This window comes from Streptomyces sp. B93 (assembly GCF_018070565.1).
GTDB lineage: Bacteria > Actinomycetota > Actinomycetes > Streptomycetales > Streptomycetaceae > Streptomyces.
This window is the reverse complement of the sequence record NZ_JAGPXL010000008.1, coordinates 67,428-89,506: the sequence shown is the minus strand read 5'-3', so window position 1 is coordinate 89,506 and position 22,079 is coordinate 67,428. Positions and strand designations below refer to the sequence as shown.

Genomic DNA, 22,079 nt, shown 5'->3' with positions numbered 1-22,079 from the left:
CCCGCCGGGGCCCGGACGTAGGTGTCACCCGGGCGGCTTCCTCGTCGCCCGGGGACCCGCGCGTGCTGCCCTACTGCTGGTCGGGGCGGTCGCGGTCCATCCCGATCCTGCCCTCGGCCTGCTGCTGGGCCGCGTCGATCTGGTCCTCGTACTTGTTGCCCGTCCTCTCGTTGGCCTGCCGTTCCACGGTGTCGGACATCTGCTCGCGCTTGTCCGTGCCCTTGTCCTTGTGCTGGCCGTGGCTCTTGAACCTGTCGAAGATGCCCATGCAAGGCTCCTTCCGTAGGTGATCTCATGTTCGACGATACGCCGCGGGTGTACGGAATGCGCCTTAAGGGCAGATATGGTCTGGACCTCTCGGTCGGTACCGTGGCAGGTCGCAGGCTCGGGCAAGGGGAGGAGCGCTGGTGAGGGGTTCGCGGAAGCGGCGGGGGCGTGGCGTGGTGGTCGCCGTGGCGGTGGCCGGGCTGCTGGCCGGGGCGGCGGGGTGCACCGAGGAGACCGCGGGGGCCGGAGGGACCAGCGGGGCTGCCGGCGGCGGGGGCGGGGGGCCCGCTCTCGCGGCCGTGGAGTCGCTGACCGTGAAGGGACGGGCGCCGAAGACGGGGTACGACCGGGACCGGTTCGGCAGCCCGTGGGCGGACACCGACTCCAACGACTGCGGCACCCGCGACGACATCCTCAAACGCGACCTGGAGGACGTCGAGTTCGGCGACGGGCGCTGCAAGGTGGCCTCCGGGGTCCTCGACCCCGACCCGTACAGCGGCAAGGAGGTCCGCTTCGTGCGCGGGCGCAGCCAGGTCGACATCGACCATGTCGTCGCGCTCTCCGACGCCTGGCAGAAGGGCGCCGGGAAGTGGGAGCCGAGCAAGCGCATCGCCTTCGCCAACGACCCGCTCAATCTGCTGGCAGTCGACGCGGGCACCAACCGGGCCAAGGGCGACGGCGACACCGCGACCTGGCTGCCGCCGAACAAGTCGTACCGGTGTTCGTATGTCGCGGCCCAGGTCGCGGTGAAGAAGAAGTACGGACTGTGGGTGACCTCCGCCGAACAGGCCGCCATGAAGCGGGTGCTGTCCGGGTGCCCCGACCAGCGGCTCCCGACGGGCGGGAACCCGACGGCCGCCCCGCCGCGGTTCCACGCGGACTGAGCCGGACCGGCCGGGGCGGGCGTGCCGGGCCCCTGGTCAGTGGTCGGTCTCCAGGTGGAGCCTGAGCAGGTCCACGCCGTAGTCGTTGCCGTTGGGGGTGCGGATGATGGTGTGGATGTGCTGCTGGGAGGTGCCGCCCTGGGGGCCGGGGCCGCCGCCGGTGCCGTCCTCGCCCTCGTGGTAGGCGAGCGGGGACTGGGCGTCGTACTCGATGAGGACGACCGGGCTGTGGATGCAGCCGACGTAGACCTCGGCGAGGTCGAGGAGCGGTTGCTGCTGGCGGTGGGTCAGGTCGGAGCCCTTGACGCCCTTGTAGGGGATGACGGCGTTGTCCTGGCCCGCTCCGGCGCGCCCTTGGTCTGGCCGAAGCCGCCGCCCGCGGGCGGGCCGGACGGGGTCGCGCTCGCGGTGGCGTCGGCGGTGGCGGTCTCCTCGGCTCCGGCCGTGGCGGCGGCGTATCCGCCCATGACCGCGACGGCGGAGGCACCTCCCGCGAGGAGGGCCTTGTTCGTGAACCACCGGCGTGAGCGGTGGGTCGCGGGGGTGCGGGGCCGGTGTCCGTTCGTGGTGTCGTTCGTGATGTCAGTCACGAGGTCGACGGTTTCGTCAACAATTAGCAGGAGCATGGCAAGGAGCTGTGCGCGCGGTAGGAATCCCGTCGCGGCCCGGGAGGCGGCGGTGCCGTAACGACTGATGAATCGTTGGTCCAATGGGTTGGCCAGAGCTTGCCTGCTGCCTACCATCGATCATCGCAAGACTTTGTGCACCGCCGCACAATCTCCCTTGGAGGTTTCCTTGCACCGCCGCCGTCGCACCGCGCTCGTCCTCACCGCCGCGATCGCCGCCGCGGCCCCCCTGCTCACCGCCTGCGGAAACGACGCGCATCCGGGCGCGGCGGCCGTGGTGGGCGGACAGCGCATCACCGTCGCGCAACTGGAGAACCGGGTCGACGAGGTGCGCTCGGCACAGCGTGCGGCGATCCAGGACGACGCGCAGTACGCGCAGGCCATCGCCGGGACCGGGGGTCTCGCGCGGGACACGCTGCACAGCATGGTGCTGGACAGGGTGCTGCACCGCGCCGCCGAGGACGCGGGCATCACGGTCAGCCGCAAGGAGGTCCAGGAGATGCGCAGCGGCCTGGAGCAGCAGGCCGGGGGCGCGGAGGCGCTGGAGGCGGCCTGGCTCCAGCAGTACGGCGTCGCGCCGGAGCGCCTCGAAGAGAACCTGCTGCTCCAGCTGGAGGCCCAGAAGCTCGCCGCGAAGCTGGGCACCGACACCAGCCAGCCCGCCTTCTGGTCGGTCCTGTCGGAGGCGTCCGAGGAGCTGAACGTCGACGTCAATCCGCGCTACGGCACCTGGGACGTGGAGAAGGTCAGCCGGGTGGACGCGAGCACGCCGTGGGTGCGTGAGGTGACGGCGGGGGCCGAGGAACAGCCCGCGTGAGGGGTGCGGGGCGACTTCATGAGGGGTGCCGGGCGACCTCATGAGGGGTGCTGGGCGACTTCATGAGGGGTGCGGGTTGATCATCCGATGATCGACCTGGGCTTGTGGACAACTTGAGGGGCCGGTCCGCGGGGTGCGTTACGTTCGGATCGTGAACGCAATCAGCTCCGAAGCCGTCCCCGAGGCCGCCGGCCCCGGCCGTGTCGTCCTGCTCACCACCAGCCACCGGGTCGCCCCCGGCCTGCTGTCCTGGCCCGCCTGGCAGGCGCTGCACGCCGCCGACCGGGTGCTGTGCGCGGACGGGGCGCATCCGCAGCTGCCGTATCTGCGCGAGGCCGGGATCACCGTGTCCGAGGCGGCCCCCACCGCCGAGGAACTGGTCGACGCCTGCGCCGGCGGCCGCACGGTGGTCGTCGTCGCCACCGGCGAGGGCGAGCCCGCCCTGACGGACGGCCTGGCCCGGCTCGCGGGCTCCGGCCGGGTCCGCATGCCCGACCTGGAACTGCTCCCCGCCTCCTACGACCTGCCGGGCGCCCGGCTGCTCGACCTCGTCCAGGTGATGGACCGCATCCGCGCCGAGTGCCCCTGGTCCTCCCAGCAGACCCACAAGGGCCTGGCGAAGCACGGCATCGAGGAGGTCTACGAACTGGTCGAGGCGATCGAGGACGGCGACCGCGACGAACTGCGCGAGGAACTGGGCGACGTCCTGCTCCAGGTCGTCTTCCACGCCCGGATAGCCGAGGAGGACCCGGACGCGCCGTTCTCCATCGACGACGTGGCGGCCACCATCGTCGCCAAGCTGATCCACCGCCACCCGCATGTCTTCGGCGACGCGACCGCCTCGACGCCGGAGGAGGTCAAGGAGCACTGGCTGCGCACCAAGGCGGTCGAGAAGCAGCGGGCCTCCGTCACCGACGGCGTCCCCCTGCACCAGCCGGCCCTCGCCCTCGCCGCCAAGCTGGGCTCGCGGGTGCGCACGGCGGGCCTGGACGTCCCCCCGCCGACGGACGGAGGCATCGGCTACGAACTGCTCGCCGCGGCGATACGTGCCGAGGCGGCGGGCACGGACCCCGAGGCGGCGTTGCGGGCGGCGGCCCGGGCCTACCGGGACCTGATCCGGGTGGCCGAGGGCGGCGACTGAGCGCCGCGCGCCCCGGGGCATGGCCGCCGGGGCGCGCGATCGGTCAGGTGTCCTCGGGTGTCAGGGGATCAGTTCAGTGCCCGGAAGCCCGACAGCCCGGAGCCGACGTTGACACCGCTGCCCTTGATCTCCGGGTAGAACAGCAGCGTGCCGGAGGAGTCCGTGGCCCAGACGGACGGGTGACCGTCGCCCTTGACGTTCGGCACCGAGGTGACCAGCGGCCGGTTGGCGGGAGTCCACCCCGTGCCGATCTGGACCCGGGTGGCGCCGGCGCCGAGGCCCTCGCCGTTCGGGCCGGTGCCGTCGTAGCGGTACAGGACACCGGTCGACAGGTTGCGGGCGATCATGTCGACGCGCCCGTCGCCCGTGGCGTCGCCGGGGGCCGCGATCCCGTACCCGGACCAGCCGCCGTTGCCGATCAGCACTGGAGGCTGCTCCAGGTACTCGTCCAGGTAGCCGGAGGGCGATCCGAAGTACAGCCACAGCTGGTCGCCCTGCTTGACGAGCAGGTCGGGGTGGCCCGGCCGGTCGTCGGGGCCGATGGTGCCGTCCCCGTCGAGGTCCAGCGGCCCGTCCACGTCACCGATGGCGAGGATCTGGTCCGCGCCCTGCCAGTGGTCGTTCTCCGGCTCCCAGACGTTTAGCTCCCGCACATCGGAGGTGTCGATGGCGCCGGTGCCGTCGTTGGCGTGGATCCACAGCCGGTCGCGCTGCTCGACCGTGTCGGGCCGCAGCAGCAGCAGGTCCTCGATGCCGTCGTCGGTCCAGTCACCGCGCCGGGTGGTCTTCCCGCTGGTGTACTTCCCGGCCGTGGAGGCCGCTCCGGACGCCTTGAGGGCCGCGCCCGTGCCGTCGCCGAAGTACCGCTGGAGGGTGCCCGCGCCGTCGACCGCCCACAGGTCGGGGTGGCCGTCGCCGTTGAGGTCGCCCGGCTTGTCGGGGACCGCGGCGCCGTTGACGTAGAACAGGTACGACAGCAGGTCGGACTTGTTCTGGGCGCGGTCGACGCTGCGTACGTACAGGTAGTGCGGGCCCGCCTTGGTCGGGGTGAGCGAGAGGGTCACGCTGCCGTTGAGGGCCGCCGGGGTGGCGGTGCGCACGGTGGCGTCCAGGGTGGACCAGTACTCGTAGGAGGCCACGTCCTTGGCGGCGCCGGGGGTGATCACGAAGTCGCCCTTGGTGCGCACCGGGCTGGTGTCGGCGGGCCAGCCGTCGTCACCGTTGGGGAACTGCGCCGAGGACGCGGTGGGCGGCGTGCTGGGCCGCTCCGGGTCGAAGACGAACCGGCAGCCGGGCGCGCCCTTGGTGGGCGTCCAGTCCGAGGTCAGGGTGCCGTCGCTGGCCTGCGCCTTCCAGGAGAAGTTGCCGCTGGCGGCGCCGATGTGGGGCACCAGCGTGCTCTTGGCGACCCTGAGCTTGGCGACCGCTCCGGAGGTGACGGCGACGGTCTGGTTGACGATCATCACCCCGTTGGGATCGTCGTTGGGGTGGTGTCCCGTCGCCCACAGGTGGAACCTGACGGTCACCGTGCCGCCGTCGGGGTCGCTGCCCTTCGCGGTCAGGTACACGTCGGTGTCACCGATGAAGCCGTAGGGGGCGGTGTCGCCGCAGCCCGTGCTGTTCTTGGTGCTGGGGATGGTGTCCAGCGCGCTCGGCGCGGCCGGCGGCGTGTTGTACTCGGTGGAGATCACCGCGGTGGAGGCGTCGAACTTCTTCCACGCGTAGGTGTCGGTCTCACTCGCCTTCAGCCCCAGGGTGATGGTGTTCCACTTGTTCGCCGACGCCTTGGTGGCCGCGTCCAGCGTGGAGAACTCCAGGTTGCCCGCCGGGCAGGAGGACGACCAGCCCTTGGCGTCGGTGACGGTCGCCTGCGTCGTGCTCCAGGTGGGCTGCTTGTTCCAGGTGGTCGTGGAGCTGATCGCGCCGGTGAGGCTGAGCGTGACCGCCTTCTTGGTGCAGGACCAGGAGTGCGTGTTCTTGATGCGGAACGTGGACTTGACGATCGTCTTGCCGTGCAGGTTCCGGGAGTCCATCGTGAAGAAGGACCGCCAGGTGCCGCCGGTGTCCGACTCGTAGCCGACCCGGGCGACGTTGTCGGACTTGTTCCAGTACGCGGTGTCCGGGTACTTCTTGGCGACCGCGGCCCAGTTGTTGCGGGCACCGGAGACGAACGGGTCGATGTGCACCGGGTAGACCGTGTCGGCGTCGCCGAGCAGCTTCTGATCCGGTGTCAGCTTCAGGACGTCGCCCTCGACGTCGGTCTCCAGGGCGGCCTGCTTGGCGCCCACCGCCGGGTCGAAGTGGTGTTCCTGGTCCGTCGCCTGAGGCGCGGACTGCGGCGCCGCGAGGCCGGCGTCCGCCGAGCGCAGGGTGGCGGCGGCGGGCTCGGCGGGAATGCCCGAGCTGTCCCACATCAGCGGCGTGGGCGCGGTGAACACCTCCTGGCCCGCCGGGTCCACGGCGGTCAGGTTGCCCGCCGCGTCGGTGTCGGCGCGCACGCCTTCGGTGCCCAGCGCGTAGTGGAGCTGCCTGAGCTGGGGGGAGGCGGCCGCCTGGCGGTTCTTGACGACCAGCAGCTGCTGGAAGCCGGTGACCCCGGCGCGCAGCTTGAGGTCGACGCCGGGCAGCACCTCCGGATAGGTGGCGGTGTCGCCGTCGAGCACGGGCTCGGGCAGGGCGCCCGCCCAGTCCAGGGACAGGGCGCGGCCGTCACGGGTGATGGTCGCCATGGTGGTGTCCTCGGCGGCGCCACCGCCGGAGAACTCGATGCCGACCGTGGTGGCCCGGGGCCGTACGACGCCGTCCTTGCCCCGGACGAGCGTCGGGTCGGCGGTGACCAGGCGGCCGTTCTGGCGGACCCGGACCGGGACGACGTGTGTCTCCTGGGTGAGGGTGCCCCCGGGGTTGGCGAAGGTGGTGGAGTACTCCGTCCGTTCGGCGGTCACCTCCACGCGCTCGCCCGTCTCCGCGGCCCGGTCCAGGGCGCGTTCGGTGGCCGTGCGTTCGACGGGTGCGGTGCTCTCCGCGGCGGTCGCCGACGCCGCGGGCAGGATGCCGCTCGCCAGACCCGCGACGAGCGCGCAGGCCAGCGCGCGGCGTCCGGCCCCCGGTCTGGAACGGCGTGATGGCGGTTGCTGTCTCAAAGCTCTCCCCTCCCTGGCGCTCGGGACGCCCTGCCGGTCGACGGCTCTGTGCCCCCAGCGCGTGGGTGCCGCCGACGGGCGGCACCGGATGACTCGGCAAAAACCAGAGAAGGGTAAACGTTCGTGCGGGAGGCGCGGCCCCCCTGTCGATCCTGATCACAAGTCAAGAACGTTCTGTCGCCAGGGATTGATCTAGGCCGAAGAGTCCGTTTTATTCGCTTGACGAATAGTAAAGGGCGAGTAACCTGCCTCCGTTTTGTTTCAAAAATGACAGGGGGCGGGAGTGCTCAACCCATTGAGCGCCGCAATGCGCAAACGGCGAAGAAGACCACCCATCAGACAGCGCCGCTGGGTGCGCGCGACGGCCGCCACCGCGGTCACCGTGCTGGTCACCGGAGCACTGGGCACCGACATCGCGGCAGCCGTCGGGGAGCTGAAGCTGCCGGGCCTCGACGAGGTCAAGCCGGTGCCGGTCACCGAGGTGCGGGCCGAGAAGGCGAAGGGCCGCGACGACGCCGCGCGGGACGCGCGCAAGGCCGCGGCGGACGTCGAGTGGCCGCGGGCGGCCACCGGCGAGGCCGAACTGCCGGAGCGGCGCGGCGCCGCACGGAAGGTCGGAACCCTGCCGGTGTCGGTCGGTCTCCCCAAGGGCGGCGGCACGGCACGGGACACCGCGCCCCCGCAGACCGCCCAGGTCCAGGTCCTCGACCGCGCCACCACCCGCGAACTCGGCGTCGACGGCGTCGTCATCGCGGTACGCGGCACTGGCGGCGGCGCGGACGGCAAGGTCAAGGTCACCCTCGACTACTCCGCCTTCGAGCAGGCCTACGGCGCCGGATGGGCCTCCCGGCTCTCCTTCGTCCGGCTGCCGCACTGCGCGCTGGACAACCCCGACGCCAGGAAGTGCGCCACCGCCGAACCCCTAGTCACCGACAACGACGCCGACGACCGCACGCTGACCGCGGACGTTCCCGTGGACGGCACGTCGACCCTGACCGGCGACCCGGTCGAGGACGGCACCCGCACCCAGCTCGCGCGGGCCGCCGCCTCCGCCGACCAGAGTGTCACCCTGCTCGCCGCGACGGCCGCCCCCTCCGGCGGCGGGGGCGACTACAAGGCGACCCCGCTCAGCCCTTCGGGCCAGTGGGCGGCGGGCTCCTCCTCCGGCGCCTTCACCTGGTCCTACGACCTCCAGATACCCGAGGCCCCCGGCGGTCTCGAACCGGACCTCGACCTGGGCTACAACTCCCAGTCGCTGGACGGGCGCACCGCCGCCACCAACAACCAGACCAACTGGGTGGGTGACGGCTGGTCGCTGACCGAGAACTACATCGAACGCCGCTACACGTCCTGCAACGACGACAAGACGGGCGGCAACAACACCGCCAACAACGGCGAACTGTGCTGGGGCAGCTACAACGCGACCATGTCCCTCAACGGCCAGTCCCACGAACTGGTCCGGGACGACACCAGCGGCACCTGGAAGCTGAAGGACGACGACGGCACCCGCATCGAGCGGCTGACCGACACCGCCCGCGCCAACGGCGACAACGACGGCGAGTACTGGCGGATCACCACCACCGACGGCACCCAGTACCACTTCGGGTACCACCGGCTGCCCGGCTGGACGTCGGGCAAGGCGGAGACCAACTCCGCCTGGACCGTGCCGGTGTACGGCAACCAGTCCGGTGAGCCCTGCCACAAGACCGCCTTCGCAGACTCGTACTGCCAGCAGGCCTGGCGCTGGAACCTCGACTACGTCGTCGACACCAACGACAACGCCACGGCCTACTACTACGCCGCCGAGACCAACCGCTACGCGCGTGGCGCCAGCGCCACCACCGGCCTCGGCACCGTGACGGAGTACCAGCGCGGCGGCTACCCGCTGCGCATCGAGTACGGCCTGCGCGCCGGGAACCTCTACGGCACCAACGCCGCCGCCGCGAAGGTGGAGTTCACCGTCGCCGAGCGCTGTCTGCCCGACGCGTCCTTCGACTGCGCGCCGTCGAAGATGACCGACGCCAACGCCAAGCGCTGGCCCGACGTCCCCGTCGACCAGTACTGCCGCGCGGGCGAGGACTGCAAGGCGAAGATCGCGCCCACCTTCTGGACCACCAAGCGGCTGACGAACATCACCACCAAGGTCCTGGCCGGCGGCTCGTACGCCGCCGTCGACAGCTGGGCGCTGCGCCACCAGTTCCCCGACCCGGGCGACGGCACGACGCCCGCGCTGTGGCTGGCGGGCATCACCCGCACCGGACACACCGCCGACCAGGCGCAGTCGCTGCCCGAGGTCACCTTCCTCGGCCAGCAGCTCGCCAACCGCGTCGACACCACCGGCGACGGCATCCCGCCGATCGTGCGCTACCGCGTCCGCCAGGTGAACACCGAGACCGGGTCCACCATCGGCGTGACCTACTCGGCGCCCGACTGCGCCCCTGGCAGCCTGCCCGCGGAGTCCACCAACACCAAGCGCTGCTACCCGGTCTACTGGTCCTCGGCCGACTCCCCGGCCGCCGACTACAAGCCGGTCAAGGACTGGTTCCACAAGTACGTCGTCACCCGCGTCCTGGAGAACGACCTGGTCGGCGGGTCCCCGACCGAGCAGACCGACTACACCTACGTCGGCGGCGCGGCCTGGGCCAAGAGCGAGGACGAGTTCACCAAGGCCGAGCACCGCACCTACAGCGACTTCCGCGGCTACGGTGAGGTCCGTACCCAGGTCGGCAACGGCACCGACGGCCCCCGGCTGGACAGCCGCACCCGCTACTTCCGCGGCATCGAGGGCGCCCAGGTCGCCGACTTCGAGGGCAACGAGGTCGCCGACCACCCGGTGTTCGCCGGTGTCGAGCGGGCCGAGGCCACGTACGAGGGCGGCGCGGTCCTGGCGGAGGAGACCACCACGCCGTGGCGCAGCGGCGCCATCGCCACCCGCGCCCGCACCGGTCTGCCCGCGCTCACCGCGTACCGGACCGACGTGGCGCAGGAGACCAGCCGCAGTCCGCTGAAGGGCGGCGGCTGGCAGCGCACCAAGTCGGAGCGCACCTTCGACGCCTACGGCATGCTCGCCACGGAGACCGACCACGGCGACACCGCCAAGGCCGGCGACGAGACCTGCACCCGGATGACGTACGCCCGCAACACGGGCGCGAACATCCTGGAGCTGGAAGCCTCCGAGAAGACCACCACCGGCACCTGCGCCGCGCCCGGTGAGCTGATCGCCGAGGAGCGGACCTACTACGACGGCAGCACCACCCTGGGCGCCGCCCCGGTCAAGGGCAACGCCACCCGGCAGGACGAGAACGACGACAAGGGCACCGGCTTCATCACCGCGGCCACGACGTCGTACGACGCCTACGGGCGGCCGGTGTCGGTGACCGACGCGCAGAACCGTGCCATGACCACCGAGTACGTTCCGGCCACCGGGATGCCGACGAAGATGGTCGTCACCAACCCGCTCGGCCACACGCTCACCACCGAGATCGACGCCAAGCGCGGTGTGGAGACCGCCGAGATCGACACCAACGGCAACCGCACGGACATCGCCTACGACGCCCTCGGCCGGGTGACCAAGGTGTGGGAACCGGGCCGCGGGAAGGACCAGTACCCGGACTCGCCCAGCGCGGCGTACGAGTACCGCATCTCGCGCACCGAGGCACCCGCCGTCACGACGCGGGAGCTGCGCGGCGACGGGTCGACGGAGACCAGCTACACCCTCTACGACGGCCTGCTGCGCGAACGCCAGACCCAGATGCCCGTGCTGGGCGGAACCGGCGGCCGGGTGCTCACCGAGACGCTGTACGACTCGCGGGGCCTGGAATGGAAGGTCTACGACGACTACTACGCCACCGGTGACCCGGAGCCCGTCCTCGTGGCGGGCGACGACACCAAGGCGCCCGCGGCCGTCCGGATCACCCACGACGGGGCGGGCCGCCCGACCGAGACGGTCGCCCTGAAGTACGGCACCGAGACGCGCCGGGCGACGACGGTGTACGACGGCAACCACACGACCGTCGTCCCGCCGAAGGGCGGCACGGCACGCACCACGGTCACCGACGCGCTGGACCGTCCGGTCGAGGAGATCGAGTACACCAACGAGGCCCGCACCGCCTCGCAGTCGACGAAGTACGCCTACGACGCCCGGGGCCTGCTGGAGCGGATCACCGACCCGGCCGGAACCGTGCGCACGTTCGCCTACGACGCCCGTGGGCGGGAGGTCCGGTCCGAGGACCCGGACCAGGGCACCACCACGATGGCGTACGACGTCATGGACCGCCGGGTGTCCACGACCGACGCCCGCGGCGTGACGCTGACGACGGGCTACGACGCGCTCGGCCGCGTGGTCTCGGTCAAGGAGGGGGCCACTCTCCGCTCCGAGTGGGTCTACGACACGGTCGCCAAGGGCGAACTGTCCGAGGCCCGGCGGTACGTGGACGGACAGGCGTACACCCAGAAGGTCACCGGCTACACGAACGACTACCAGCCCACCGGCCTCCAGGTCGTCATCCCCGCCGCGCAGGGGGACCTGGCCGGCACGTACTCCTGGGGGTTCACCTACAACGACAGGACGGGGCTGCTGACCCAGATCAACCAGCCGGCCATCGGCGACCTGCCCGCGGAGCGCGTGGTCACCCGCTACGACGGGGACGACCAGGCCCAGGGCCTGACGGCGGGCGGCCGCATCCTGGTCAACTCGAACACCTACGACCCGTTCGGGCGGGTGCTCCGCACGGAGTACAACGACCAGTCCCGCCGTCTGTACCGCAGCTGGTCCTACGACGAGCACACCGGTGAGCTGCTGCGCGTCACCACCGACCGGACGCTGGCGCCCCAGCGGGTCGACGACACGCACTACACCTACGACCCGGCGGGCAACGTCAAGCGCATCAAGACGTCGACCGGTCAGGGCGAGGACCTGCAGACCGACACCCAGTGCTTCACGACCGACGCGCTCCAGCGCCTGACCGAGGCGTGGACGTCGACCGACGACTGCGCGGCCGGCCCGTCGAAGGCGAACGTCGGCGGCCCGCGGCCCTACTGGACGTCGTACAGCTACGACGCGCTGGGCAACCGCACCAAGGAAGTCAAGCACGACACGAGCGGTGACCCGGCCAAGGACTCGGTGCGCACCTACGGCTACGGCCCGTCGGGCTCGGCCCAGGGCGGTCCGAACGCCCTGGCCTCCGTCGAAACGGTCGCGGGCGGCACCGCCTCCACCGAGTCCTTCGCCTACGACGCGACGGGCAACACCGTCAGCCGCCAGGAGGGGAACCGGCAGCAGACGCTGACCTGGGACGCGGAGAACCAGCTCGCCAAGGTGGAGGAGCCGGGCAAGGCCACCACCGAGTACGTCTATGACGCCAGCGGCGAGCGCATGCTCCGCAAGGACGCCCTCGGGACCACCCTGTACCTGCCCGGCGGCAACGAGCTGCTGCTCCAGCCGGACGGCAAGAAGGCGGGGACCCGCTACTACGACTTCGACGGGGAGACCGTCGCGGTCCGTACGAGCGGGCAGCTGGAGTTCCTCTTCACCGACCACCACGGCACCGGCACGACCGCGATCGACGCCACCACGCAGGAGGTCACGCACCGGTGGCTCGACCCGTTCGGTGCCGAGCGCGGCTTGCTCTCCGGCGTCTGGCCGGTGGACCGGGGCTTCGTCGGCGGCATCACGGACAGTACGGGCCTGACACAGTTGGGCGCTCGGGCCTACGATCCGACGCTGGGCCGGTTCATCAGCGTGGACCCGCTGGTCGACTACACCGAGTCGCAGCGGATGAACCCCTACGCCTACGCCAACAACAACCCCGTCTCCTTCTCCGACCCCGACGGCCTGTTCTTCGGCAAGATCAAGAACGCCATCAAGAAGACCGTCAAGAAGGTCACGAAGAAGGTCACCAAGGTCGTCAAGAAGACCGTCAAGAAGGTCAAGAAGGCCGTCAAAAAGGTCACCAAGGTCGTCAAGAAGGTTGCGAAGAAGGTCAAACGGGTCGTCAAGAAGGTGGCGCGGGCGGTCAAGAAGGTCGTCAAGCGGACCGTGCGCGTGGTCAAGAAGTACGCCAAGAAGACCTACCGGGCAGTGAAACGCACCTACTCCAAGGCCAAGAGCGCGGTGAAACGAGGGGTGCAGAAAGCCGCCTCGGTCACCAAGAGAGCCGCGAAGGCCACCTGGTCCGGAGCGAAGAAGGTGGGCCGGGCGGTCACCAGTGAACGGGCCGCGGAGATCCTGGGGCACGTCAGTACGATCACCGGGACGATCGCGGGCGTCGCGGCGATGGTCCCGGGTGGCCAAGGAGTGGCCGCCGCCTTCGGGGCCGCGTCCGCGGCGACCGGTCTGGCGTCCGCCGGCATCTACGCCCTCAACGGCCAGGGCGACAAGGCGGCGGGCCAGCTCGCCGGTACCGTCGCCGCGATCACGCTGGGCGGTGCGGGTGCCGCCGTCAAGCTGATCAGGGGCAGCGGCGGCATCGCACGCGGAGCCCGCGCCGCGCTCGGCGATGGTCTGTCCGGGCCCGGCATCAAGCTCGCCCACCAAGGCGCGAGCGCGATGGAACGGGGCGTCGGACGCGCGTCCATCGGCCTGCACACCACGGCCGCCAACGTCGGGGGGTGGATGGGCCTGAGCCAGGACAAGGCGTTCAAGTAGACGCCTCCCCGACCGCTCAAGCGGGGTGCCCGGACACGTCCGGGCACCCCGTGCCGCGTCTTCCGCCCCACCACCTCCACCCAGCCACGCCTGGCGTCCTGCCGTTCTCCGGCCTGAGCCTCGCGGGCCCCGGGGAATCCGAGCCGTCACAGCCGGTGACACGGGTGACCGTCACGGCGATCATTGGGTCCCCGTGGCACCCCGGTATCCCGGTCGTCCGGCGCACCCCTCATCCTGACGGGGGCCTCGGGTCGTCCTCCCGGCTCCCGTCCCACCGCCCACGTCCGTTCCCCCATCGCTGATTCAAGGACCGTCCACCATGTCCCACGCCTCTCGCGAGCTGGCGCTCGTCGTCTTCGTTCTCGGCGCCGCCGTCTTCGCGCTCAGCTACTACGCCGTCACCGTCAACTGGAAGCAGCGGACGCCGCTGCTGTGGGCGCTCATCCCGCTCATCGGGGGCATCAGCCTCGGGCTGGGCAAGGGCGAGCCGCTGAACATGCTCCTTTTCAGCCTCGGCGGTGGTCTGGCCCTGCTGTCCCTCATGCTCTACTTCCCCCGCGGCAGGCGGAAGGAGCTGAACCGCAGGAAGGCGGCCGGGGAGAAGATCGAGTCCAAGGAGTACGAGCCACCGTCCTGGGTCGTGTGGACGATGCTGGTGGGCGTCATCGCCTGGGGCTGCCTGTCCTTCGTCCTCTACAGCGGCTGACCCGCCGTGCGGAACGCCCGCTGGGCCCCGCACGCCAAGCGTCTTCCGTGGGGACCGTGGAGAGCGCGCCAAGGATCACAGCGGCAGGGACTCGGAAAGCTGGAGTTCCGCACCCCGGACCGCAGGCGTTCGCTGGTGTTCGCCCTGGTGTGCGCGGTGTGGGGGGTGACCGGGCTGATCCGGGTGTCGCTGGGGCAGGTCACGTTCTTCGACGTGCTGGGCATCGCCCTGCTGGCCCTGTCCCCGTTCCTCCTCAACGTGGCCTTCGGCAAGACGGTCGTGGACGATGCGGGCATCCGCACGGGCCGGCCGCTGGGCCGCCGCTTCCTGCCGTGGGCGGACGTCGAGTCCGTCGCCGTGGCGGAGCGGACCAGCCGCGGCAACGGCGCCCACCGGGTCCGGGTCCGCACCACCCGGGGCCGTACGGTCTGGCTGGCCGCCCCCTACGTCGAGATCCGCTGCACCGAGCAGCAGTACGCCCGCTTCTTCGCCCAGGCCGACCGCATCGTTCAGTACTGGCACGGGACCCGGGACTGAGCCGCCGCCCTGGCCCGCCCGCTACCGTCGACACGTGACCGACCAGCACCAGCCCAGCCCGCCGTCCACTCCCGCCCCAGACCTCTTCACCTGGGAGTTCGCCGCCAACCCCTACCCCGCGTACGCCTGGCTGCGGGAGCACGCGCCCGTGTACCGGACGAGGCTGCCCAGTGGGGTGGAGGCCTGGCTGGTCACCCGGTACGGCGATGCCCGGCAGGCGCTCGCCGACCAGCGGCTCAGCAAGAACCCGGCACACCACGACGAGCCCGCGCACGCTAAGGGCAAGACCGGGATCCCGGGGGAGCGCAAGGCCGAGCTGATGACGCATCTGCTCAACATCGACCCGCCGGACCACACCCGGCTGCGGCGGCTCGTCAGCAAGGCGTTCACCCCGCGCCGGGTGGCGGAGTTCGCGCCGCGGGTGCGGGAGCTGACCGACGACCTCATCGGCCGGTTCGCCGGGCGCGGGAGCGCGGACCTCATCCATGAGTTCGCCTTCCCGCTCCCCATCTACGCCATCTGTGACCTGCTCGGCGTCCCGCGCGAGGACCAGGACGACTTCCGGGACTGGGCGGGCATGATGATCCGGCATCAGGGCGGGCCGCGGGGCGGGGTCGCGCGGTCGGTGAAGATGATGCGGGGCTATCTGTCGGAGCTGATCCACCGCAAGCGGGAGGCGCTGCCCGCCGAGCCCGGACCCGGCGAGGACCTGATCTCCGGGCTCATCCGCGCCTCCGACCACGGTGAGCACCTCACCGAGAACGAGGCCGCCGCGATGGCGTTCATCCTCCTGTTCGCCGGTTTCGAGACGACCGTGAACCTGATCGGCAACGGCATGTACGCGCTGCTCACCCACCCCGAGCAGCGTGCCCGCCTCCAGCGCTCCCTGGCCGCCGGTGAGCGGGGCCTGCTGGCGACCGGTGTCGAGGAACTGCTCCGCTTCGACGGCCCGGTGGAGCTGGCCACCTGGCGGTTCGCCACCCAGCCGCTCACCCTCGGCGGTCAGCACATCGCGGCGGGCGACCCCGTGCTCGTCGTACTCGCCGCCGCCGACCGGGACCCGGAGCGGTTCGCCGATCCGGACACGCTCGATCTGTCCCGCCGCGACAATCAGCACCTCGGATACGGCCACGGCATTCACTACTGCCTCGGTGCCCCGCTGGCCCGGCTGGAGGGGCAGACCGCGCTGGCGACGCTCCTCACCCGGCTGCCGGATCTCCGACTCGCCGTGGAACCCGGGGAGTTGCGCTGGCGCGGCGGGCTCATCATGCGGGGACTGCGCACCCTGCCCGTGGAGTTCACGCCGCCGGGGGAGAACGGAACGCACCGTTCCCCGACGCAAAGGTGACACACGCTCAGCTCTGTGATCTTCACGTGATCTGCGCGGCATTAACTTGTGACAAGTGATCGTCTGCCTATACGTTCACCCATCAGCGCGACGCTCAGTCACACACGCCGCGCCGGTCCTGCTGTCTTGCGAAAGGTCCCAGCATGCTCTCCGGGAACGGTCGTCACCGTCGCCCCCGCCAGGCCCCGGCTCTCCTCGTCGCCGCCGGGGTGACCGGTTCCGCCATCGCCATCCCGCTCCTCGGCGCATCCGGCGCGAGCGCGGCCGACGGCACGGTGTGGGACCAGGTGGCCGAGTGCGAAAGCGGCGGCTCCTGGAGCGCGGACAACGGCAACGGCTACTACGGCGGCCTCCAGATCTCCCAGGACGACTGGGAGGCGTACGGCGGTCTGGGGTACGCGGCCAGCGCCGACCTGGCCAGCCGGTCCCAGCAGATAGCCGTGGCCGAGCGGATTCTCGCCGACCGGGGTCCCGGCGCCTGGCCCGCCTGCGGCCTGCTCTCCGGGCTGTCGCAGGACTCGGACGCGGCCGACGTGGACACGGGCGTGGCCGAGGACGCCTCGCCCGCTCCCTCCACCTCGCCCTCCTCCTCCGGCGGGGACTCCTCTGACTCGGCGTCGGGAGAGTCGGACGGTACGGACAAGGGCAAGTCCACCAAGTCCGACAAGTCCCCTGAGTCCGATTCCGGTGTGGATTCCGGCTCGGATGACGATGGCGCCGATTCCGGTTCCTCGGGTGACGGCGACAACTCCTCCGCGCCCCACAGCTCGTCCACCCCCGCCACAAAGAGCGACGACTCGGACAATTCCCTCCAGGAGGGCGACTCTTCGGAGGCGAGCGGCGGTGGCGGACGTCACCGCGGCGACAGCGCCGACGAGGACCCGGCTGACGTGGACCGGTCCGAGTCCTCTGGGCGGCACGCCTCGCGAGCCTCCGGCGACGCCCGCGAGGTGACCGACGGCTCGTACACCGTCCAGCCCGGCGACAACCTCACCTACATCGCCGACTCCCTTGACCTCAGCGGTGGGTGGCGTGCGCTGTACCGGGCGAACCAGGAGGCCGTGGGTGCCGACCCGGACCTCATCATCCCCGGTCAGACCCTGGAAGTAGGGGTCGAACCGGGCGAAAAGTAGCGGGAGTTCACGTCACGCTTCGCGCTGAATGTCCGGTTTGGCGAAAGTGTGGGATGAGTCTCAGAAGCCCTGATCGTCTTTGAAATTCGGCGGATCGCGTGTCTACGGTCGTGACCGCTCGGCAACCCGAGCCCCGGCCGCCGCAACGCCGAATCCTGCCAGTGGCTGCCCGGGAACAGTCGTCGCGTCAAGCGCCGTAGGCAGGAGCGGGGGACCCAAGGTAAGTGCCGGGCCCGGCGGTTGAGAGGACTCGCCGCCGGACCGGCTAGGGGTGAAGCCGCGCCGTTCGTAAAGAAGGGCGTGGCCGGGCAACTCAACCGGCCCGAACCCGACAGCTCACCTCGCAGGCGTCGGTGAGGGGATCCACCATGCTGTTCTCCGGCAAGGGCAAGCACCGCCGTCCGTCCAAGACCGTCCGCGCCATCGCCGCCGTCGGCGTCACCGGCGCCGCGGCCGTCGCCGCCCCGCTGATGGCGGCCGGCACCGCCTCCGCCGCCACCGCCTCCGAGTGGGACGCGGTCGCCCAGTGCGAGTCCGGCGGCAACTGGTCCATCAACACGGGCAACGGCTACTACGGCGGCCTCCAGTTCTCGGCCTCCACCTGGGCCGCGTACGGCGGCACCCAGTACGCCTCCACCGCCGACCAGGCCAGCAAGGCGCAGCAGATAGAGATCGCCGAGAAGGTCCTCGCGGGTCAGGGCAAGGGCGCCTGGCCGGTCTGCGGCGTGAACCTGTCGAGCACCCCGTACGGGGGTGGCTCGTCGTCCGCCGGCACCGGCAGCGGCACCACCGCCCGCGAGAGCGAGCAGCCGAGCACCTCCCGCTCCGCCGAGCGTCCGGCCGCCAAGAAGACCGTCACCACCCCGACCGGCGAGAAGGTCAAGAAGGGCGACGGCGAGTACAAGGTCGTCAAGGGCGACACCCTCAGCACCATCGCCGAGGAGCAGGGCGTCAAGGGCGGCTGGGCGAAGCTGTTCGAGCTGAACGACGACATCGTCGAGGACGCCGACCTGATCTACCCGGGCCAGCAGCTGCACCTCAAGTAAGGCTGCCCCGTCAGACCCCCCGCCCCGGTGCGTGTCCCCCCGTACGCGCCGGGGCGGGGTGTTGTGTGAGCGCTCCCTTTCCGGCCACTCTTTGTTCCGTTCGGAAACAATTTACTCTCGGTTCTGGTCATCGGGGGGTCGGACGGCTGGCCGATCGCCCCGGGCCGGTTAGGCTCATGACGCAGCACCCACCGTGGTACTGCTGACCCGCGTCACATCCAAGAAGGAGATGCTCGTGCCGTCCATCGACGTCGTCGTAGCCCGGGAAATCCTGGACTCCCGAGGCAACCCCACGGTCGAGGTCGAGGTCGGCCTCGACGACGGCAGCACGGGTCGTGCCGCCGTCCCGTCCGGCGCCTCCACGGGTGCCTTCGAGGCCATCGAGCTGCGCGACGGTGACCCGAACCGCTACCAGGGCAAGGGCGTCGAGAAGGCCGTCCTCGCCGTGATCGAGCAGATCGGCCCGGAGCTGGTCGGCTACGACGCCACCGAGCAGCGCCTGATCGACCAGGCCATGTTCGACCTGGACGCCACCGACAACAAGGGCTCCCTCGGTGCCAACGCCATCCTCGGCGTCTCCCTCGCCGTCGCCCACGCCGCCTCCGAGGCCAGCGACCTGCCGCTGTTCCGCTACCTGGGCGGCCCGAACGCGCACCTGCTGCCGGTGCCGATGATGAACATCCTGAACGGCGGCTCGCACGCCGACTCCAACGTGGACATCCAGGAGTTCATGATCGCGCCGATCGGCGCCGAGTCCTTCTCCGAGGCGCTGCGCTGGGGCACCGAGGTCTACCACACCCTCAAGAAGGTGCTGAAGGGCAAGGGCCTGGCCACCGGCCTCGGCGACGAGGGCGGCTTCGCCCCGAACCTCGGCTCCAACCGTGAGGCCCTCGACCTCATCCTCGAAGCGATCAAGGAAGCCGGTTACACCCCCGGCGAGCAGATCGCCCTCGCCCTCGACGTCGCCGCGTCCGAGTTCTACAAGGACGGCTCCTACGTCTTCGAGGGCAAGGAGCGCACCGCCGCCGAGATGACCGACTACTACGCCGAGCTGGTCGAGGCGTACCCGCTGGTCTCCATCGAGGACCCGCTGTTCGAGGACGACTGGGCGGGCTGGCAGACCATCACCGAGAAGCTCGGCGACAAGGTGCAGCTGGTCGGCGACGACCTGTTCGTCACCAACCCCGAGCGCCTCGCCCGCGGCATCGAGGAGGGCGCGGCCAACGCACTGCTCGTCAAGGTCAACCAGATCGGCTCGCTGACCGAGACCCTGGACGCCGTGGAGCTGGCCCAGCGCAGCGGCTTCAAGTGCATGATGTCCCACCGCTCCGGCGAGACCGAGGACGTCACCATCGCCGACCTCGCCGTCGCCACCAACTGCGGCCAGATCAAGACCGGCGCCCCGGCCCGCTCCGAGCGCGTCGCCAAGTACAACCAGCTGCTGCGCATCGAGGAGATCCTCGACGACGCGGCGGTGTACGCCGGCCGCTCCGCCTTCCCGCGCTTCAAGGGCTGAGCCGCTTCAAGGGCTGAGCCCCTTTAAGGGCTGAACCGCTTCGAGGGCTGAGCGCACACACGCGCGCGTAGGAAGCGTCGTACGTACGTCCCCGTACCCGGTCCCGTACCGTGTGCGGGGACGTACGCGCGTGTGCGGCGGGACGAGACGGGAGGCGGGGCATGGCCGTGAAGGACCGGGACCGGTTCTCCACCACCACCAGACTCAAGCTGCTCGGCGAGCAGACGGCGGCCCGTGTCTACCGCTCGCAGACCCGGCGCCAGGCCCGCCGCTCCCGGCTCACCGGCCGCGCCGCGCTGCTCGCCCTCGTCGTCTGCTCGCTGGTCGTCGCGCTCGCCTACCCGATAAGGCAGTACGTCGCCCAGCGCGCCGAGATCGCCGACCTGGCGCGGCAGAAGCAGCAGGCCAGGGAGCGGGTCGAGCAGTTGCGCGACCTGAAGGCCCGGTGGCAGGACGACGCGTACGCCGAGCAGCAGATCCGGCAGCGGCTGCACTATGTGATGCCCGGGGAGACCGGGTACGTCGTGATCGACCCGGACGCGGCCGAGCGGGCCCGTGCCGAGCAGGGCACCGCCGACCGCCCCTGGTACTCCAACGTCTGGGACGGGGTCGACAAGGCCGACGCCGCCGACCAGTGACACCTGAGAGAGACTCGTAGAGATTCGTATGGATACGCCCCCGCCGCCCACCCCGCGCACCGAGCCCACCGACGCGGACGTGGCGGCCTTCAAGCAGCAGCTCGGGCGTCCGCCGCGCGGACTGCGCGCGATCGCCCACCGCTGCCCGTGCGGACAGCCGGACGTGGTGGAGACGGCGCCGCGGCTGCCCGACGGCACGCCGTTCCCGACGCTGTACTACCTGACCTGCCCGAAGGCGGCGTCGGCCATCGGCACCCTGGAGGCCGACGGCGTGATGAAGGAGATGACGGCGCGGCTGGCGAGCGACCCGGAGCTGGCCGCCGCCTACCGTGCCGCGCACGAGGACTACATCCGGCGCCGGGACGAGATCGAGGAGCTGACGGGCTTCCCGAGTGCGGGCGGCATGCCGGACCGGGTGAAGTGCCTGCACGTCCTGGTGGCCCACTCGCTGGCCGCCGGGCCGGGCGTGAACCCGCTGGGCGACGAGGCGCTGGCCATGCTGCCCGAGTGGTGGCGCAAGGGCGCCTGTGTGACCCCCGTGACCGACGAGGAGGGCGGCCAGTGACCCGCGTCGCCGCCATCGACTGCGGTACGAACTCCATCCGGCTGCTGGTCGCCGACTGCGACCCGGCGACCGGTGAACTGACCGAGCTGGACCGCCGTATGACGATCGTGCGCCTCGGCCAGGGCGTCGACCGGACGGGCAGGCTGGCGCCGGAGGCGCTGGAGCGGACGTTCGCGGCCTGCCGCGAGTACGCGGCGGTCATCAAGGAGCACGGCGCGCAGCGGCTCCGGTTCGTCGCCACCTCCGCCTCCCGGGACGCGGAGAACCGGGACGAGTTCGTGCGCGGGGTGCTGGACATCCTGGGGGTCGAGCCCGAGGTGATCAGCGGTGACCAGGAGGCGGAGTTCTCGTTCACCGGCGCGACCCGGGAGCTGGCGGGGCGTACGGACCTCACGCCGCCGTTCCTGGTGGTGGACATCGGCGGCGGCTCCACGGAGTTCGTCGTCGGCGAGGACCAGGTGCGCGCGGCGCGCTCGGTCGACGTCGGCTGTGTGCGCATGACCGAACGGCACCTGGTGCGCGACGGGGTGGTGTCGGACCCGCCGGGCGAGGAGCAGATCGCGGCGATGCGGGCCGACATCGTGGCGGCGCTGGACCTCGCCGAGGAGCAGGTGCCGCTGCGGGAGGCGCACACGCTGGTCGGTCTCGCCGGGTCGGTGACGACGGTGTCGGCGATCGCGCAGGAGCTGCCCGAGTACGACTCGGTGGCCATTCACCACTCGCGGGTCTCGCGGGCGCGGGTCCGGGAGATCACGGACTGGCTGTTGCGCTCGACGCACGCCGAGCGGGCCGCCGTACCGTCGATGCATCCCGGCCGGGTGGACGTGATCGCGGCGGGCGCGCTGGTGCTGCTGACGATCATGGAGCGGATCGGTGCGGAGGAGGTCGTGGTGAGCGAGCACGACATCCTCGACGGCATCGCGTGGTCGATCGCCTGAGGCCCTCGTGATGCCGTCTACGCCCCTCGGTTGAGCAGGGCGGATGGCTTTTGAGCGCGCCGGAAGGGCCGGTTCCGAGGTGGAACCGGCCCTTCGGTGACATGGCGTCGGAAAAGTTCGTGAAGTTC

The 22,079-nt window shown here is 71.0% G+C and carries 16 protein-coding genes and 1 riboswitch; of the genes, 13 read left to right on the top strand and 3 right to left on the bottom strand.

Annotated elements, in window-relative coordinates; genetic code table 11:
* Positions 1-70 precede the first annotated feature (70 nt).
* Positions 71-268 (bottom strand): antitoxin, encoded by a 198-nt coding sequence (locus KBY47_RS10375; RefSeq protein ID WP_210920724.1) that lies wholly within the window; start codon positions 266-268, stop codon positions 71-73.
* Positions 269-407: 139 nt separating this feature from the next.
* Between KBY47_RS10375 and KBY47_RS10370 the strand changes: the two genes are divergently transcribed.
* Positions 408-1,151 carry an HNH endonuclease family protein gene (locus KBY47_RS10370; RefSeq protein WP_374103063.1) on the top strand — a complete coding sequence of 248 codons (744 nt, stop codon included), beginning with the start codon at positions 408-410 and terminating at the stop codon, positions 1,149-1,151.
* Positions 1,152-1,187: 36 nt separating this feature from the next.
* Here KBY47_RS10370 and KBY47_RS37180 read toward each other — a convergent pair whose 3' ends face one another.
* On the bottom strand, positions 1,188-1,670 hold the full coding sequence (locus KBY47_RS37180; protein ID WP_210920723.1) for a DUF3500 domain-containing protein: 483 nt from the start codon (positions 1,668-1,670) through the stop codon (positions 1,188-1,190).
* 276 nt (positions 1,671-1,946) lie between these two features.
* Between KBY47_RS37180 and KBY47_RS10360 the strand changes: the two genes are divergently transcribed.
* Positions 1,947-2,594 (top strand): SurA N-terminal domain-containing protein, encoded by a 648-nt coding sequence (locus KBY47_RS10360; RefSeq protein WP_210920722.1) that lies wholly within the window; start codon positions 1,947-1,949, stop codon positions 2,592-2,594.
* 151 nt (positions 2,595-2,745) lie between these two features.
* Positions 2,746-3,735, top strand: coding sequence for a nucleoside triphosphate pyrophosphohydrolase (locus tag KBY47_RS10355; RefSeq protein WP_210920721.1), 990 nt, complete (start codon positions 2,746-2,748; stop codon positions 3,733-3,735).
* A 68-nt stretch (positions 3,736-3,803) separates the two neighbouring features.
* Here the strand turns inward: KBY47_RS10355 and KBY47_RS10350 are convergent, their stop codons facing one another.
* On the bottom strand, positions 3,804-6,878 hold the full coding sequence (locus tag KBY47_RS10350; protein WP_247694489.1) for a VCBS repeat-containing protein: 3,075 nt from the start codon (positions 6,876-6,878) through the stop codon (positions 3,804-3,806).
* 352 nt (positions 6,879-7,230) lie between these two features.
* Here KBY47_RS10350 and KBY47_RS10345 point away from each other — a divergent pair, with 352 nt between their 5' ends.
* The 10 genes from KBY47_RS10345 to KBY47_RS10300 all read left to right on the top strand — a co-directional run bounded on the left by KBY47_RS10345 (position 7,231) and on the right by KBY47_RS10300 (position 21,951).
* Positions 7,231-13,524 carry an RHS repeat-associated core domain-containing protein gene (locus tag KBY47_RS10345; RefSeq protein WP_308405116.1) on the top strand — a complete coding sequence of 2,098 codons (6,294 nt, stop codon included), beginning with the start codon at positions 7,231-7,233 and terminating at the stop codon, positions 13,522-13,524.
* A 319-nt stretch (positions 13,525-13,843) separates the two neighbouring features.
* The gene (locus KBY47_RS10340; RefSeq protein WP_210920719.1) at positions 13,844-14,230 is read left to right on the top strand and encodes a hypothetical protein; all 387 of its coding nucleotides are present in this window, start codon (positions 13,844-13,846) and stop codon (positions 14,228-14,230) included.
* Between the two features lie 135 nt (positions 14,231-14,365).
* Positions 14,366-14,767, top strand: coding sequence for a PH domain-containing protein (locus tag KBY47_RS10335; protein WP_210920718.1), 402 nt, complete (start codon positions 14,366-14,368; stop codon positions 14,765-14,767).
* A 34-nt stretch (positions 14,768-14,801) separates the two neighbouring features.
* Positions 14,802-16,115 (top strand): cytochrome P450, encoded by a 1,314-nt coding sequence (locus KBY47_RS10330; RefSeq protein WP_210920717.1) that lies wholly within the window; start codon positions 14,802-14,804, stop codon positions 16,113-16,115.
* A gap of 143 nt (positions 16,116-16,258) precedes the next feature.
* Positions 16,259-17,248, top strand: a complete 990-nt coding sequence (locus KBY47_RS10325) for a transglycosylase family protein (protein WP_210920716.1) — start codon at positions 16,259-16,261, stop codon at positions 17,246-17,248.
* A 182-nt stretch (positions 17,249-17,430) separates the two neighbouring features.
* Positions 17,431-17,613, top strand: a riboswitch (cyclic di-AMP (ydaO/yuaA leader).
* Between the two features lie 3 nt (positions 17,614-17,616).
* A complete protein-coding gene (locus KBY47_RS10320) occupies positions 17,617-18,294 on the top strand; it encodes a transglycosylase family protein (RefSeq protein ID WP_210920715.1) in 678 nt (225 codons plus the stop codon).
* 235 nt (positions 18,295-18,529) lie between these two features.
* Positions 18,530-19,810 (top strand): phosphopyruvate hydratase, encoded by a 1,281-nt coding sequence (gene eno, locus KBY47_RS10315; protein WP_210920714.1) that lies wholly within the window; start codon positions 18,530-18,532, stop codon positions 19,808-19,810.
* 161 nt (positions 19,811-19,971) lie between these two features.
* On the top strand, positions 19,972-20,448 hold the full coding sequence (locus KBY47_RS10310) for a septum formation initiator family protein (RefSeq protein ID WP_210920713.1): 477 nt from the start codon (positions 19,972-19,974) through the stop codon (positions 20,446-20,448).
* Between the two features lie 28 nt (positions 20,449-20,476).
* Positions 20,477-21,013 carry a DUF501 domain-containing protein gene (locus tag KBY47_RS10305; protein ID WP_210920712.1) on the top strand — a complete coding sequence of 179 codons (537 nt, stop codon included), beginning with the start codon at positions 20,477-20,479 and terminating at the stop codon, positions 21,011-21,013.
* Positions 21,010-21,951 (top strand): Ppx/GppA phosphatase family protein, encoded by a 942-nt coding sequence (locus KBY47_RS10300; protein WP_210920711.1) that lies wholly within the window; start codon positions 21,010-21,012, stop codon positions 21,949-21,951. The genes KBY47_RS10305 and KBY47_RS10300 overlap by 4 nt, the downstream gene beginning before the upstream one ends.
* Positions 21,952-22,079 lie beyond the last annotated feature (128 nt).